Below are 15,727 nucleotides of genomic sequence, written 5' to 3'. Positions count from 1 at the left end.
GAGGTTTTTTTAATGACTGAACGTCTGAACAACGACTTCCAGTTCATCGAGGTCGGGCGCAAGGATCCGAAGAAGAAACTGCTGCGCCAGCGCAAGAAGGAATTCGTCGAGATCCATGACCTGTTCAAGCCGCAGCAAGCGGCTGACCAGGCTCACCGCTGCCTTGGCTGCGGCAACCCGTATTGCGAGTGGAAGTGCCCGGTGCACAACTTCATTCCGAACTGGCTGAAGCTGGTATCGGAAGGAAACATCCTGGCCGCCGCCGAGCTGTCGCACCAGACCAACACCCTGCCGGAAGTCTGCGGCCGCGTGTGCCCGCAGGACCGCCTCTGTGAAGGCGCCTGCACCCTGAACGACGGCTTCGGTGCCGTGACCATCGGCTCGGTGGAGAAGTACATCACCGATACCGCCTTCGCCATGGGCTGGCGCCCGGACATGTCCAAGGTCAAGCCCACCGGCAAGCGCGTCGCCGTGATCGGTGCCGGCCCGGCGGGCCTGGGCTGCGCCGACGTGCTGGTGCGCAACGGCGTGGCTCCGGTGGTCTTCGACAAGAACCCGGAAATCGGCGGTCTGCTGACCTTCGGTATCCCCGAGTTCAAGCTCGAGAAGCACGTACTGAGCCGTCGCCGTGAAGTGTTCACTGGCATGGGCGTCGAGTTCCGCCTGAATACCGAAGTGGGCAAGGACGTGACCATGGAACAGCTGCTCGAGGAATTCGATGCAGTCTTCATGGGCATGGGTACCTACACCTACATGAAGGGTGGCTTCCCGGGCGAAGACCTGCCGGGCGTGCACGACGCGCTCGATTTCCTGATCGCCAACGTCAACCGCAACCTCGGCTTCGAGAAGTCCCCCGAGGACTTCGTCGACATGAAGGGCAAGCGCGTGGTGGTCCTGGGTGGTGGTGACACCGCGATGGACTGCAACCGCACCTCCATTCGCCAGGGCGCCAAGGCCGTGACCTGTGCCTACCGCCGTGACGAAGAGAACATGCCGGGTTCGCGCAAAGAGGTGAAGAACGCCAAGGAAGAGGGCGTGAAGTTCCTCTTCAACCGCCAGCCCATCGCCATTGTCGGCGAAGACAAGGTGGAAGGCGTGAAGGTGGTCGAGACCCGTCTCGGCGAGCCGGATGCCCGTGGCCGTCGCAGCCCAGAGCCGATTCCGGGCTCCGAGGAGATCATCCCGGCCGAAGCCGTGCTGATCGCCTTCGGTTTCCGCCCGAGCCCGGCTCCCTGGTTCGAGCAGTTCGAGATCAATATCGACAACCAGGGCCGTGTGGTGGCGCCCGCCCAGGCGCAGTTCAAGCACCAGACCAGCAACCCGAAGATCTTCGCCGGCGGCGACATGGTCCGTGGTTCCGACCTGGTGGTGACTGCGATCTTCGAAGGTAGAACGGCTGCCGAAGGCATCCTGGACTATCTGGGCGTCTGACCTTCGCTCGCGACGCTTAGAAATACCGGACGACGCGTCAATTCGTCGCGATGGACAAAAGGCACGGCACCCGCCGTGCCTTTTGCATTGGGCTCTGCGAAAATGCCCGCACTTTTTTGCTGGAATCCTGCCATGACCGCTCTGAAGAACGACCGTTTCCTTCGCGCGCTGCTGAAGCAGCCAGTCGACGTCACCCCTGTCTGGATGATGCGCCAGGCCGGTCGCTACCTGCCGGAGTACCGCGCGACCCGCGCCAAGGCCGGTGACTTCATGAGCCTGTGCATGAACCCCGAGCTGGCCTGCGAAGTGACCCTGCAGCCGCTGGATCGCTACCCGCAACTGGACGCGGCGATCCTCTTCTCCGACATCCTCACCATCCCCGACGCCATGGGCCAGGGCCTGTTCTTCGAGGCCGGCGAAGGTCCGCGCTTCAAGAAAGTGGTGAACAACCAGGCCGACATCGACGCCCTGCCGATCCCAGACGCGGAGAAGGATTTGGGTTACGTGATGGATGCCGTGCGCACCATTCGTCGCGAGTTGAACGGCCGCGTGCCGCTGATCGGCTTCTCCGGCAGTCCCTGGACCCTGGCCACCTACATGGTCGAGGGCGGCTCCAGCCGTGACTTCCGCAAGTCCAAGGCGATGCTCTACGACAACCCGCAGGCCATGCACGCCCTGCTGGACAAGCTGGCCCAGTCGGTGACCGCCTACCTCAACGGCCAGATCATGGCCGGCGCCCAGGCGGTGCAGATCTTCGATTCCTGGGGCGGCGCGCTGTCCGCGGCGGCCTACCAGGAATTCTCCCTGGCCTACATGAAGAAGATCGTCGACGGCCTGATCCGCGAGCACGATGGTCGTCGTGTGCCGGTGATCCTCTTCACCAAGGGTGGCGGCCTCTGGCTGGAATCCATGGCCGATACCGGCGCCGAAGCCCTGGGCCTGGACTGGACCTGCGACATCGGCAGCGCCCGTGTCCGCGTAGGTAGCAAGGTGGCCCTGCAGGGCAACATGGACCCCTCCGTGCTCTACGCCAACCCGGCTGCCATCCGCGCCGAGGTGGGCCGCATCCTCGCAGCGTATGGCAATGGGACTGGCCACGTCTTCAACCTCGGCCACGGCATCACCCCCGAAGTCGACCCGGCCCACGCCGGCGCCTTCTTCGAGGCGGTGCACGAGCTCTCGGCGCAATACCACGCCTGAGTCGCCTCCCGAAAATGAAAAAGCCCGGTGATGCCGGGCTTTTTCATGCCTGAAGCGGGATCAGGCTCGTCGGTATCGCTCGCGATTGGCATGTCCTGCGCATAGAATCCAGCGGTACCCAAAGGCACCAGGAGGGAAGTTCATGCGGCGCGTGGTTTTCAATCAGAAGGGCGGAGTGGGCAAATCCAGCATTGCCTGCAACCTGGCGGCGGTGAGCGCTTCGCAGGGGTATCGCACCCTGCTGATCGATCTGGATGCCCAGGCCAACTCCACGCATTACCTCACCGGCCTGACCGGCGAGGAAATTCCCATGGGGATCGCCGATTTCTTCAAGCAGACCCTGTCGGCTACCGCCTTCCGCAAGGGCAAGGTGGATATCTACGAAACCCCCTACGACAACCTGCACGTAGTGACCGCCACGGCCGAGCTGGCCGACCTGCAGCCCAAGCTGGAGGCCAAGCACAAGATCAACAAGCTGCGAAAACTGCTGGAGGATCTGAGCGAGGACTACGACCGCATCTATCTGGATACGCCGCCAGCTTTGAACTTCTATACGGTTTCTGCACTGATCGCTGCCGATCGCTGCCTGATTCCCTTCGACTGCGACAGCTTCTCGCGCAATGCGCTCTACGGTCTGCTGGCGGAGATCGAAGAGCTGAAGGAAGACCACAACGAAGGCCTGGAAGTGGAAGGCATCGTAGTCAACCAATTCCAGCCGCGGGCGTCGTTACCGCAGCAGCTGCTGGATGAGTTGGTGGAAGAAGGGCTGCCGGTGCTGCCGGTGAACCTGATGATGTCGGTGAAGATGCGCGAGTCGCACCAGGCCTGCAAACCGCTGATCTACCTCGAGCCCCGGCACAAGCTGACCCAGCAATTCGTCGAGCTGCACGATCTGCTGGAAAGCTGAAGGTAACGATTACGCTGAAGTCGCCATTCGCCCCGGCTTGCCGGGGCGAATGCGTTATTTGACCAGCAAAAGGTCGCAGGGCGGGGCTTGCAGGTAGCGCAAGGCGAGGCTGCCCAGCAGGGCCTGGGATATCAGGCTGCGACCATGACTGCCAAGGGCCAGCAATTGTGGACGTTGCTCGGCGACGGCCTCATCCAATGCCCGGGGCAGGGCGCCGCGGCGTACCACTTCCAGCTCCACGGTCGGGATCTGGCCGGCAAGGCCGGACAGTTCATCTTCCAGCAGTTTCCCCAGCAATTCCCGCTGCGTGGTGAGGAAGTCGGTCGAATTGCCGCTCTTCGACAGCAGTCGACTGCCCAGCTCCATTACGTTGAGGGCGACCAGGCGGGCATCCTGAGGTAACAGGGTGCAGGCATTACGCAAGGCGTCGCAGGCGCAGAGGGAGAAGTCCAGCGCCACGGCAGCCTTCTGATAGGGCTTGTCCGCCTGCTCGCCCATCACCAGCAGCAACGGGGCGCTTAGGTGGCGGGCAACCCGCTCCAGGGTGGTGCCGATGAACAGTTCCGGTGCGTTGTGATGGTGCCGACCGATCACCAGCAGATCGGCCTGGCTGTCGCCCATCTCTTCGAGGATCTGTTGGGCCGGGCGGCCCTTGCGCAGGAGCAACTGGCAGTCTTCCACACCCTGTCGCGCCAGATGCTCGCTGAAGTATTGCTGGGCGGCATCGCGCAGGTTGCTCTGGACGGCATTGGGGAGGTGGTCTTCGAGCACATGCAGGACGGAGAGGCGTGCGTCGTGCTGGCGGGCGAGCTGGATGGCGCGATGCAATGCGATGTCAGCCTCGCGGCTGAGATCATGGGCTACCAGGATGTGCTTGAACATGGTGTGGACCTCCTCTGGAGGCCACACTCTGCGGCCTTTCGTCGCGCGGCAGATTGATCCAGCGCAAGGCCGCTCAATGTGCTCGCATCTGGTACAGCCCGCGGCTTTCAGCGACCACTTCTCCGTCGGCATCCAATAGCTGCAGCTCCAGCCAGTACTCGGACTTGCCGCTGGCTTCGGCTTCGTTCTGGATGCGCGTGATCTCCGCCTGGTCGATGCGTGCGTCCACCGTGATGTCGCCCTTGGCCGGCCGGCGGAAGCGCAGGTTCATCTCCTTCACGATGGGATAGAAGCGACGGGCGTCGAAGCTGGTGAGAAAAAGCGCGCCGCCGGGCATCTCGGCCAGCGTGAAGATCGCCCCGGCATACAGGGTGCCGATGTGGTTCTGGTTACCTTCCAGCGGCATACGCAGGCGCACGTGTCCCGGCTCCAGGATCTCGGCCTGGAGGCCGCTGCGTTTGACGAAGGCGATCTGTTCTTCGGTGAGCTGGCGAACCAGCTCAGGGGGCATGGACATGGCGGGCTCCGGCGTTGTGGTTTCCAGAGCCTAGCCGGCGGGGCGAGCTCGGCAATGACCGGGATGGCCAGCGTGATTGACCGAAGCGATCAGATGCCCTGGGAGCTGAGCCAGCTGATCAATTGCGGTAGCGGCAGGGCCCCGCTCTGGCGGGCGACTTCCTTGCCGTCCTTGAACAGGATCAGCGTCGGGATGGAGCGGATGCCCAGTTGCCCCGCCAGATTGCGATTGGCTTCGCTGTCCAGCTTGCCCAGGCGGCAACGGCCCTGGAGCTGGCCGGCGGTCTGCTGGTAGATGGGGGCGAAGGACTTGCAGGGGCCGCACCAGTCGGCCCAGACGTCCACCAGCAGGGGGAGGTCGCCTCGAAGTTGCTTGGCGAAGTCGGCTTCATTCAAGTCGAAGGGTGCTGCAGGAAGCACAGCGCTCTTGCAGTGGCCACAGCGCGGAGAGTCGCCCAGGCGGGCAGCGGGGATACGGTTCAGCCCGGCGCAGTGGGCGCAGGGAATGAGCAGGGGATCGGTCATGGTCGGCTCCAGATCGGGACTGACCCTGATCTGGAGCCGGAACCGGCATAAATCAAGTCCCGGGCCTTAGCCGCGGGAGGCCTCCAGGGCCTGGGCCAGATCGGCGAGGATGTCGTCGATATGCTCGATACCGATGGACAGGCGCACCATGTCGCGGCTCACCCCTGCCCGTGCCAATTCCTCCTCGTTGAGCTGGCGGTGAGTGGTGGAGGCCGGGTGGCAGGCCAGAGACTTGGCGTCGCCAATGTTCACCAGGCGTACCACCAGTTTCAGGGCATCGATGAAGCGCGTACCGGCTTCGATGCCGCCGAGGATACCGAAGCTGAGGATGGAGGCCGGCTTGCCGCCGGTGTAGCGCTGCGCCAGGGCATGTTCGGGGTGATCCGGCAGGCCCGCGTATTTCACCCAGGCCACCTGCGGGTGCGCTTGCAGGAAACGGGCGACTTCGAGCGCGTTGCCGGTGTGACGCTCCATGCGCAGGGCCAGGGTCTCCAGGCCCTGGAGGATCAGGAACGCGTTGAACGGCGAGAGCGCCGCGCCCATGTTGCGCAGGGGCACAACGCGGCAGCGCCCGATGAATGCTGCGGGACCGAAGGCTTCGGTGTAGGTGACGCCGTGGTAGGACGGGTCGGGGGTATTGAGTAGCGGGAAGCGGTCCTTGTGCTGGGCCCAGGGGAACTGGCCGGAGTCGACAACGATGCCGCCAATGCTGGTGCCGTGGCCACCGATGTATTTGGTCAGCGAATGCACCACGATGTCCGCACCGTGCTCGAAGGGACGGCAGAGGATGGGCGTGGCGACGGTATTGTCGACGATCAACGGCACGCCGTGGCGGTGGGCCGCCTCGGCCAGGGCCGCGAGGTCGACGATGTTGCCCGCCGGGTTACCGATGGACTCGCAGAACACCGCCTTGGTGCGTTCGTCGATAAGCGCTTCCAGGGCGGCAATGTCGTCATGGGCGGCGAAGCGTACCTGGATGCCTGAGCGCGGCAGTGTGTGGGCGAAGAGGTTGTAGGTGCCGCCATAGAGCTTGGCCACCGAGACGATATTGTCGCCGGCTTCGGCCAGCGTCTGGATGGCATAGGTGATGGCCGCCATGCCCGAGGCGACCGCCAGGGCGCCAACGCCGCCTTCCAGTGCCGCCACACGTTTTTCCAGCACGTCGTTGGTGGGGTTCATGATGCGGCTGTAGATGTTGCCGGCCACCTTGAGGTCGAACAGGTCCGCCCCGTGCTGGGTGTCATCGAAGGCGTAGGAGGTGGTCTGGTAGATCGGTACGGCCACGGCCTTGGTGGTCGGGTCGGGGCTGTAGCCGGCGTGGACGGCGAGGGTTTCCGGTTTCATGCAGTTGCGTTCCTTCGGCATTTGGAGGCACGCAGCATGTGAAAACACACCGGCCCCGGTCAATCCGTCGAAAGGACTGACAGGGGCCGGGGCTAGAATCTTTGCTTCTGTACTTAGATCGTCGTCGCGTGATCAGGCCAGGGACTTGTAGATGTTGAAGGCGCTGATCAGGGTGATCAGGCAGCCGACGATGATCAACAGGGTGCGCGGCGACAGCTTCTTGCACAGCAGGGCGGCGAGGGGCGCCGCGAAGAGGCCGCCGAATACCAGGCCGGCAACCATCTTCCAGGTGTCCGGGGCGCCTGCCAGGAGGATGAAGGAGGTGGCGCTGGAGATGGTCAGGAAGAACTCCGCGAAGTTCACCGAACCAATGGTGGTGCGCGGGTCGGTACCGGAGCCGATCAGGCTGCTGGTGACCACCGGCCCCCAGCCACCACCGCCGGCGGCATCGACGAAGCCACCGAACAGGGCCAGCTTGGCGACATGCTTAGGTGCCTTTCGCTTGGCGATGTGACGATAGGCCTTGCTCAGGATGTACAGGCCCATCAGCAGAAGGTAGGCGGAAATGAAGGGCTTGAGTGCCGCGCCGTCGAACTGGGTGATCAGCACTGCACCCAGTACGGCGCCGATGATGCCCGGCAGCAGCAGGCGCAGGAACAGGGACTTGTTGACGTTGCCCAGCTTCACATGGGAGATCCCGGACAGGCCGGTGGTGAAGACTTCGGCGATGTGCACGCTGGCGCTGGCCGCGGCGGGAGAGGCGCCGGTGGTGAGCAGGAAGGTGGTGGCGGTGATGCCATAGGCCATGCCCAGGGCGCCGTCGATGACCTGGGCGAAGAAGCCTACCGCTACGGCGCTCCAGAAGCCCTTGCTGGTCAGTGCGTTCTCGATGATCTCAAGGCCGCTGTTGCCGCCGTTATCGAAGAACAGGCGCCAGGCGAGGAAGCTGAGCAAGCCGACCAGAATGAGAATCGCCGCCCACATCGCAGCCCGCAGGACGGGGTGGTCGTCAGGATGGGAAACGAAATCTTCGACTGGCGGGATCCCCAGCGCTTCGTGTTCGGTGTTGATCGAACTCTGGCTGAGGTCGAGGTCGCGAATCTTCATGCGGGCACAGCGCCTGACAGTGGGTGGTAGAACAGGCTGGAATAAGCAGGGGGCCGAAGATAATTCGCTTTTCTTAGAGAGTCTAAGAAGATTTGTGCAGGTTTATATTCCATTTCGTGCGCACGGGCCTTTGCAGTCGGCTGGCGTTCACTCGACGTGGCTGTACCTCCCGGTTGCCTGGCAACTGTATTCCCGACCTGCGGTGGGCCTGGACTAGGCTGGTGTTTTCCATTTCACGGAGAGGGTTGCCATGCGCATGCTGGGTGTACTGGGCGGGATGAGTTGGGAGTCGACCGTAACCTATTACCAGTTGCTCAATCGTGGCGTGCGCGATCGCCTGGGCGGGCTGCACTCCGCGCCGTTGCTGCTGCATTCGGTGGACTTCGCGCAAATCGCTGCCCAGCAGAAGGCCGGCGAATGGGAGGCTGCGGGCCAGGTGCTGGCCGAGGCTGCCAGGGGGCTCGAGAGTGCCGGTGCCACGGCACTGCTGCTGGCGACCAACACCATGCACAAGGTGGCGGCGGCCATCGAGCAGGCTGTGGATATCCCGCTCCTGCACATTGGCGATGCCGTCGGCCAGACGCTGCAGGGGCAAGGGGTCGAGCGCGCGGCGCTGCTCGGAACCCGCTTCACCATGCAGGAGGCCTTCTATCGCGAGCGCCTGGGCCAGCGCTACGGCATTGAAGTGCTGGTGCCGGATGCCCAGGCCATCAGTGAAATCGACCGGGTCATTTTCCAGGAACTGTGCGTCGGCCAGTTCCTGCCCGATGCCCGCGCCTTCTACCTCGACCAGTTGGTGAAGCTGAAGGCGCAGGGTGCGCAGGCGGCGATACTTGGCTGCACCGAGATCGGGCTGCTGCTGGAAGGCTGCGAATCGCCGCTACCGCTGGTGGACAGCGGCGAGCGGCATGTTGCGATGGGGCTGGAATGGATGCTGGGCCGTTAGCCTTACTTCGTAGGAGCCAGCTTGCTGGCGAAAAAACCGCCGTTCGCTAGCAAGCTAGCTCCTACAGGGATGGCGGCTCAGGACGAGCAGCTGATTTCCAGATGCTTGCCCCATTCCGGCGGGCGCTCGGCATAGCGTTCCATGCCGGGCTGCTCGTCGAAGGGGCGGGACAGCACGGCGTGGAACTGGCGCACCTCTGAGTAATCGCCTTGCTGGGCAGCCTCGATGGCGCGTTGGGCCAGGTAGTTGCGCAGGACATACCGGGGGTTCACGGCGTGCATGCGTGCGCGGCGCGCCTGCTGGTCGTCGCCATCCAGCGCTGCGCGGGCCTGGTAGTCGGCCGCCCATGCATCGAAACCGGCCAGGTCGACGAAATCTTCCCGCAGTTTGCGCAGCGCCTGTTCCGGTGCCTCATCGCCCAGGCGGCGGAAGAACTGGCTGTAGTCCACGGCACTGCCCTGCATCAGTTGCAGCAGACGCTGCACCAGCGCCTCGTCGGCATCTCCGGCGGAGGTGAAGCCCAGTCGCCGGCGCATCAGGTCCAGGTAGTGGGCCTGGTAGAGCGGCAGGAAGAGGTTGAGGGTCTCGCGCAATTGCTCCACGTCGACGTACGGCGTCAGCGCCTGGGCCAGGGCGGCCAGGTTCCAGTGGCCGATGGGCACCTGGTTGCTGAAGCTGTAGCGGCCACCGTCGTCGGAGTGGTTGCAGATGTGGTTGGCGTCGAAGTCGTCGAGGAACGCGTAGGGCCCGTAGTCGAAGGTGATGCCCAGGATCGACATGTTGTCGGTGTTCATCACGCCGTGGCAGAAGCCGTAGGCCTGCCAGAGGGCGATCAGCTCGGCATTGCGTTCCAGTACCTCGCGGAAGAAGGCCCACCAGGGCTGCTCCTGTTCCAGGCACTGCGGGAAATGGCATTCCATAACGTGCCGGCCAAGGGCTTCGAGCTGCTCGTGCTGGCGCGTGTAATAGAAGTATTCGAAGTGGCCGAAGCGCACGTGGCTCGGCGACAGGCGCAGCAACATGGCGCCGGTCTCGCGGGTTTCCCGGTACACCGGACTTGAAGAGCCGGTCACGCACAACGCGCGGCTGGTGGGGATACCCAGGGCATTCAGGTATTCGCTGGCGAGGAATTCGCGAATCGAGCTGCGCAGCACCGCGCGGCCATCGCCCATGCGTGAGTAGGGGGTCTGCCCGGCGCCCTTGAGGTGCAGGTCCCAATGCTCGCCAGCCTCGTTGAGCACCTCGCCCAGCAGCAGGCCGCGGCCATCACCCAGGCGCGGGTTGTAGACACCGAACTGGTGCCCGGAATAGACCATCGCCCGCGGCTCTGCCTCGGACCAGAGCTTGTGTCCGGAGAACAGCTCGGCGAAGACCTGGGTCTGCGCCTCGGCCGGGTCGAGATCGAGCAGCGCCATGGCTGCCGGGCTGGCCACCACCAGGCGCGGCTCGGCGATGGGCTCGGGCAGCACCTCGGTGGAGAACGCGTCACCCAGGCGGGCGAAGCGGTTGTCGAACTGCAATTCGTCGAGTGTCTTCATGGCTTCAGCTTGTCATGCCGCCGGGGCGTTCGGAAGAACCTGGGTAGCGTGGCTCATCGGGACTCCGGAACCGGCACCTTGTCCTTGACCGGTATCGATACGGCTTCGACTTCGTCCTCGGCGTGCTTCTCGAGCTTGCGGGTGAGGGTAACGTCCATCTTCGGCGTGCTGGAGGTGTTGATATCGTGCTCCTTGAACAACTGGTCGATGCGCCGGTTCAGTTCGTCGGTCGCCAGGCCGCGGTCGCCCAATTCGCGCACGTAGATCTTCAGCTCATGCTCCAGGGCGCTGGCGCCGTAGGTCTTCAGCTGTACGGTGGGTGCCGGGTCGCGCAGCACGCGCGAGTTTTCCATGGTGGCTTGCAAGAGCAGCTTGCGCACCAGCTCCAGGTCGAGATCGGAGCTGCGGTTGACGTTGTACACCAGCACGATGCGGGTGACGGTGTCGGTCAGGGTCCAGTTGATCAACTGGCTGGTGAGGAAGGTCTGGTTCGGCACGATCACTTCCTTGCGGTCGCTGTCGGTGATGTGCGTAGCGCGGATGCGGATGCGGTTGACCGTACCGGTGACGGTGCCGATGGTCACCAGGTCGCCGATGCGCACCGGGCGCTCGAACAGCAGGATCAGGCCGGAAATGAAGTTGGCGAAGATCGCCTGCATACCGAAGCCGATACCTACCGAGAGTGCGGCCACCAGCCATTGCAGCTTGTCCCAGCTGACCCCGAGGGTGGACAGCGCGCTGACGAAACCGATGCCAGCGATGGCGTAGGACAGCAGCGTGGTAGTGGCGTAGGCGCTGCCCTGGGCCAGCTTGAGCCGCGACAGCACCAGCACTTCCAGCAGGCCCGGCAGGTTTCGCGCGAGTGCCGTGGTGATGCCGGCGATGATCAGCGCACCGAGCACGTCCAGCATGCTGATGGGGACCAGGGTGGTCGCGTCGCCGGTACCCGTGGAGTACTGGTAGAGGGTCACCTGGTCGAGGTAGGCGAACACGCTGATCAGGTCAGCCCAGACCAGGTACAGGCAGGCGAGGAACACACCCAGCAGGGCGAGGCGGATCAGGCGCAGCGACTGCTGGTTGACCTTCTCGATATCGAGTGCGGGCTCTTCCACCACCACTTCCTCGCCCTCGGCATTCTCCTTGGTCTGTGCCTGGCGTTTGGCGAGCACCCGCTGGTAGGCCAGGCGCCGTGCGGCCACGGCGAGGCCGCGGACGAATGTGGCTTCCACCACCAGCAGCAGGATCAGCAAGTAGAGCGTGGTGATCAGGCGGTCGGTGAGTTTGAGGGAGGTGTAGTAATAGCCGAAGCCCACCGCCACGATCAGCGCCAGGGGCAGCAGGGTGAAGGCGACGCCGATCAGCAGGCGGAACGGCGAGGTCTGCTCGCGCATCGGTTCGGCCAGCAGCAGGTTGCTCAGCACCAGGGTCATCAGGACATAGCAGCTCAGCACCACGATTACGCCGATGATGTCGTCGGCCAGCGCCGCGGGCTGGTGCTCGGCCACGGTGACGATGGCCACCAGCGCCATGACCACGCCGCCGAGGCGGCGGATCTGGCCACGCAGGAAGGCGACCTGCGGGCGATCCCAGTGGAAGTGCAATTCGGCGATGCCGCCCGGGGCGAGGATGCGATAGAGGGTGTAGAACACCATCCAGGCCTGGGCCATCTCCATCAGGGCTGCACCGAGTGTGGCGTTCTGGCCGCGTGCATCGATCTGCAGGGCAAGGCCGCAAAGCATCAGGAACAGGCTGACGGGCAGGGCGAGCAACACGGTGAGGAACAGGGCCACGGGCGTGTGCACCTGGCTGTCACGCTTGAAGTGGCCGACGTCCTGGTTGATCTCGTTGAGCCTGGTGTAGATGTAGCGGCGCTTCCACAGCAGGCCGCCGATCAACAGCAGCAGCGGCAGGAACAGCCAGGGTCGGTTCGCAAGGCCTTCGCCCAGTTCGCGGACGCCCGCCCCCCAAGGCATCTCGGCCAGTTGGCGCTCCAGCATGTGCGGGGCGGACCTCAGCCAGTTGAAGTCCAGCGGCTTGTTGCTGGGAATCCAGAACATCTGCTCGTCGAGGGTGTTGCGCAGGGTCCGGGAGGTTTCCTGCAACTGCTTCTGGTTGAGCTGCAGGGTGATGGATTCGTTGAGCAGGTTGTTCAGTTCACGGCTCAGGCGATCGAGAAGCTCGCTACGGGTGCTGATCAGGTCCGTGAGCGTGGTGCGCAGTTCCGGGGTGACCTGCTCCGGTGGCTGGTCGGCAAGCAGGCCCTCGACGTAGGCATCAGGATTGCCCAGTTTGTCGCGCTGCTGGTTCAACTCGAACTGGTAGAGGCGGATGTCGGCGATCTCGTCGGCCAGGTTCTTGTCCAGGTGCAGTTGCGGCAGCGCCTGCTTCTGTTGGTAGAGGATCTTGGCCAGCAGCAGGCTGCCCTTGAGCACGCTGATCTGCTCCTCCAGGGCCTGGTCGGCCTGGCTGAGGCTATCCAGCTGCTGGCGGGTCTGCAGGTTCTGCCCGGTCAGTTCGTTGAGGCGGTCGGTGGAACGTAGCAGGTAGTCGGACATCTTCAGGTTGATGGCGCTTTCCTTCGCCACCAGGCTGTCCGGCGTGGTCTGATCGGCGTCGCGGGAGAGTTCGGCGACTGTCTGTTCCGAGCTTTCCCGGCGCATCTCGTTGATCAGCGACTGCAGGTCCAGGGTTTCCTGCTCCAGGCGGCGGATGCGCTCCACGAGCAGGTCGCGGCGACTGTTGCCGAGGTCTTGCAGCAGGCTGTTGCCAGCCAGTTCCTCGCGGCGCAGCTCGGTCTGGGCGGCGAGGGCGGCCTGCTCGGCGGTGAGCAGGGCACGCTGCTCTTCGCTGATGGCCTTGCCGCTGTCCTTGCCGGTCTTGAGGATGGCGTTGATTTGCTGGATGCGGGTCTGGTTGGCGCTGATCTCGGCCTGGGCCCGCTCCGGACGGGTCTGGGAGGTGATGATCAGGCTGTTGGCGTCGGCCAGCGACTTCTGGCGCTCGGCCAGTTCGTTGCTGCGCTCATCCAGCAGCTTTTCCAGCTGCGTGAGTTCGGATTTGCCGTAGCGCTCCTTCACCGGTACCGGCGGGCTGGTCTTCAGCCGTGCCAGTTCTCGCTGGGCCTCGCCGACCAGGCGCGGCGCATCGCTCAGCTGGCGCTTGAGCGCGGCGAGGCTCTTCTCGCTTTCCTGCTGATTGGCGACGAACGTCTGGGTCTGTTCGTCGATCGACGGCTTGGCCTGGGCCTCGCCTTCGGCGGGCTTGCTATCGGCAGGCGCGGCAGCCGGCTTGGGCAGGCCGGGGGTAGCGGTGGTGGCGGCCTGCAGGTAGGCCGGGGTCAGGCAGAGGCCCAGCAGGGTGGCGGCAATAAAGGTGCGCAAGGAAGCAATCATCGCGATCGGGCAGCTCGGGTTCAAATGCGGCTAATGATATGCCACGGCGGCCTTTGCGGGGCTGCCGGGCACGAGCGGTTGTGATCCGGGTTCGCGCATTGGCGAAGCCCTGGTTTCCATGGCGGGGGCCTGAAGGGCCTGGAGGGCCGTCGTAGACGGGGTTCCCTAGAGGAACAACCCCGGACGGCCCTGACCTTCGGGGAATTTGACGCCCACCTTGCGCACCTTGTTCCCCTCCATCAGAGCAACGGTCCAGGTCAGGCCGTTCCACTCCACCTGGTCGCCCACTACCGGTTCGCCACCGATTTCGTGGGCAATGAAGCGGCCGAGGGGCTGATGGCCGTCCTGCTCGCCGAGCTTCAGGCCATAGAGCGACGCCACGGCGGACAACTGGGCATCGCCTTCCAGCACGAAATCGCCGAAGAAGCGCAGGTCCAGACCGCGTTGCGGTGCCTGGCTGAACAGCTTGCCCAGGGCCGGGAGGTCATGTTCATGGCCGACCACGCAGAGGATATCGCCGGCTTCCAGGGTGGTACTGCCCGAGGGGTGCAGCAATTCCCGGCCGCGGAACAGTGCCGCGATACGGGTGCCTTCCGGCATCTTCAGCTCGCGCAGGGCAGCGCCGATGCACCATTTTTCGGCGCCCAGGCGGTAAACGAACAGCTCCCACTCGCTGGTGGGGTGCACTTCCAGGCCGGCGCGGGAGATGGGAGCGGGCTCGGGCGGTACGGTGACGCGCAGCAACTTCGCGGCCCAGGGCAGGCTGGTGCCTTGCAGCACCAGGGACACCAGCACGATGAAGAAGGCCACGTTGAAGAACAACTGGGCGTTGGGCAGTCCGGCCATCAGTGGGAATACCGCGAGAATGATGGGCACCGCGCCGCGCAGGCCGACCCAGGCGATGAAGGCCTTCTCGCGGTCATGGAAGGCGCGGAACGGCGCCAGGCCAAGGAAGATCGACAGCGGTCGGGCAATCACGATCATCCACAGGGCCAGGCCCAGGGCCGGCAGGATGATCGGGAAGAGCTCATGGGGCGTCACCAGCAGGCCCAGCACCAGGAACATGCCGATCTGCGCCAGCCAGGTCAGGCCGTCGAGCATGTGCAGGATGCCGTGGCGGGAGCGGATGGGCCGATTGCCGAGGAACAGGCCGAACAGATAGACGGCGAGGATGCCGCTGCCGTGCACGGCGTTGGTCAGGGCGAATATCAGAAGGCCGCCGGCCACCACCAGCAGGGGGTACAGGCCGTTGGCCAGGGTCAGGCGGTTGATCAGTTGCAGCATCAGCCAGCCGCCGGCAAAGCCCATCAGGGTGCCGACGCCGAACTGCTGGATGATGTGGACGACGAAGCTCCAGCTGAAACCGGACTGACCGGTAGCGAGCATCTCGATCAGGGTTACCGTGAGGAACACGGCCATGGGGTCGTTGCTGCCCGACTCGATTTCCAGGGTGGCACTGACCCGTTCGTTGAGGCCGCGTCCGCCGAGCAGGCTGAACACTGCCGCCGCGTCGGTGGACCCGACGATAGCGCCGATCAGCAAGCCCTCCAGGGTGCTCAGGTTGAACAGCCAGGCGGCTGCTACGCCGGTCAGCCCGGCGGTGACCAGCACCCCGATGGTGGCCAGGGACAACGACGGCCAGAGCGCCACGCGGAAGGTGGCTGCGCGGGTACGCATGCCGCCGTCGAGCAGGATGATCGCCAGCGCCAGGTTACCCACCAGGTAGGCTTGGGAATAGTTGTTGAAGACGATACCGCCGGGGCCATCGCTGCCGGCGAGCATGCCGACGACGAGGAAGACCACCAGGATGGGGACACCGAAGCGCGATCCGAAGGCACTGACCAGGATGCTCATGCCTACCAGCACCGCGCCGATCAGGAACAGGCTATTGACGGTGGCGGCATCCACTGGCGGCTCCTTGCATTAGGGGGGATGGACT

General features: G+C 64.4%; 12 protein-coding genes. 4 read left to right on the top strand and 8 right to left on the bottom strand.

Annotated elements, in window-relative coordinates; genetic code table 11:
• Positions 1-12 precede the first annotated feature (12 nt).
• The 3 genes from E8E91_RS28690 to E8E91_RS28680 all read left to right on the top strand — a co-directional run bounded on the left by E8E91_RS28690 (position 13) and on the right by E8E91_RS28680 (position 3,538).
• Entirely contained in the window at positions 13-1,431 is a 1,419-nt protein-coding gene (locus E8E91_RS28690) for an FAD-dependent oxidoreductase (protein WP_280370337.1), read from the top strand.
• 132 nt (positions 1,432-1,563) lie between these two features.
• The gene (gene hemE, locus E8E91_RS28685) at positions 1,564-2,631 is read left to right on the top strand and encodes a uroporphyrinogen decarboxylase (RefSeq protein WP_280380639.1); all 1,068 of its coding nucleotides are present in this window, start codon (positions 1,564-1,566) and stop codon (positions 2,629-2,631) included.
• Between the two features lie 142 nt (positions 2,632-2,773).
• Entirely contained in the window at positions 2,774-3,538 is a 765-nt protein-coding gene (locus E8E91_RS28680) for a ParA family protein (protein ID WP_190829671.1), read from the top strand.
• Between the two features lie 54 nt (positions 3,539-3,592).
• On the opposite strand, the gene E8E91_RS28675 is transcribed toward E8E91_RS28680, so the two are convergent.
• From E8E91_RS28675 to E8E91_RS28655, 5 genes are all read right to left on the bottom strand, one after another.
• Positions 3,593-4,420, bottom strand: coding sequence for a universal stress protein (locus tag E8E91_RS28675; RefSeq protein WP_280380635.1), 828 nt, complete (start codon positions 4,418-4,420; stop codon positions 3,593-3,595).
• 73 nt (positions 4,421-4,493) lie between these two features.
• Positions 4,494-4,937 carry a YiiD C-terminal domain-containing protein gene (locus E8E91_RS28670; protein WP_280380633.1) on the bottom strand — a complete coding sequence of 148 codons (444 nt, stop codon included), beginning with the start codon at positions 4,935-4,937 and terminating at the stop codon, positions 4,494-4,496.
• Between the two features lie 89 nt (positions 4,938-5,026).
• Entirely contained in the window at positions 5,027-5,461 is a 435-nt protein-coding gene (trxC, locus tag E8E91_RS28665) for a thioredoxin TrxC (RefSeq protein WP_280380631.1), read from the bottom strand.
• Positions 5,462-5,527: 66 nt separating this feature from the next.
• Positions 5,528-6,805: a bifunctional O-acetylhomoserine aminocarboxypropyltransferase/cysteine synthase gene (locus E8E91_RS28660; RefSeq protein WP_280370347.1), complete on the bottom strand. Its 1,278-nt coding sequence runs from the start codon at positions 6,803-6,805 to the stop codon at positions 5,528-5,530.
• A 132-nt stretch (positions 6,806-6,937) separates the two neighbouring features.
• Entirely contained in the window at positions 6,938-7,912 is a 975-nt protein-coding gene (locus E8E91_RS28655) for a sulfite exporter TauE/SafE family protein (protein WP_280370349.1), read from the bottom strand.
• Positions 7,913-8,162: 250 nt separating this feature from the next.
• On the opposite strand from E8E91_RS28655, the gene E8E91_RS28650 reads away from it, so the two are divergent.
• Positions 8,163-8,858 carry an aspartate/glutamate racemase family protein gene (locus E8E91_RS28650; RefSeq protein WP_280380629.1) on the top strand — a complete coding sequence of 232 codons (696 nt, stop codon included), beginning with the start codon at positions 8,163-8,165 and terminating at the stop codon, positions 8,856-8,858.
• 77 nt (positions 8,859-8,935) lie between these two features.
• Here E8E91_RS28650 and selO read toward each other — a convergent pair whose 3' ends face one another.
• From selO to E8E91_RS28635, 3 genes are all read right to left on the bottom strand, one after another.
• Positions 8,936-10,396: a protein adenylyltransferase SelO gene (gene selO, locus E8E91_RS28645; protein WP_280380628.1), complete on the bottom strand. Its 1,461-nt coding sequence runs from the start codon at positions 10,394-10,396 to the stop codon at positions 8,936-8,938.
• Positions 10,397-10,449: 53 nt separating this feature from the next.
• Complete coding sequence (mscK, locus tag E8E91_RS28640) at positions 10,450-13,788, bottom strand: mechanosensitive channel MscK (protein ID WP_280380626.1); 3,339 nt, start codon at positions 13,786-13,788, stop codon at positions 10,450-10,452.
• 165 nt (positions 13,789-13,953) lie between these two features.
• A complete protein-coding gene (locus tag E8E91_RS28635; RefSeq protein ID WP_190829689.1) occupies positions 13,954-15,696 on the bottom strand; it encodes a potassium/proton antiporter in 1,743 nt (580 codons plus the stop codon).
• Between the last annotated feature and the right edge of the window lie 31 nt (positions 15,697-15,727).

Source organism: Pseudomonas sp. BN515, assembly GCF_029873155.1.
Lineage (GTDB): Bacteria > Pseudomonadota > Gammaproteobacteria > Pseudomonadales > Pseudomonadaceae > Metapseudomonas.
Note: the sequence above shows the minus strand (reverse complement) of the source record. Positions and strands in the feature narration are given on the sequence as shown.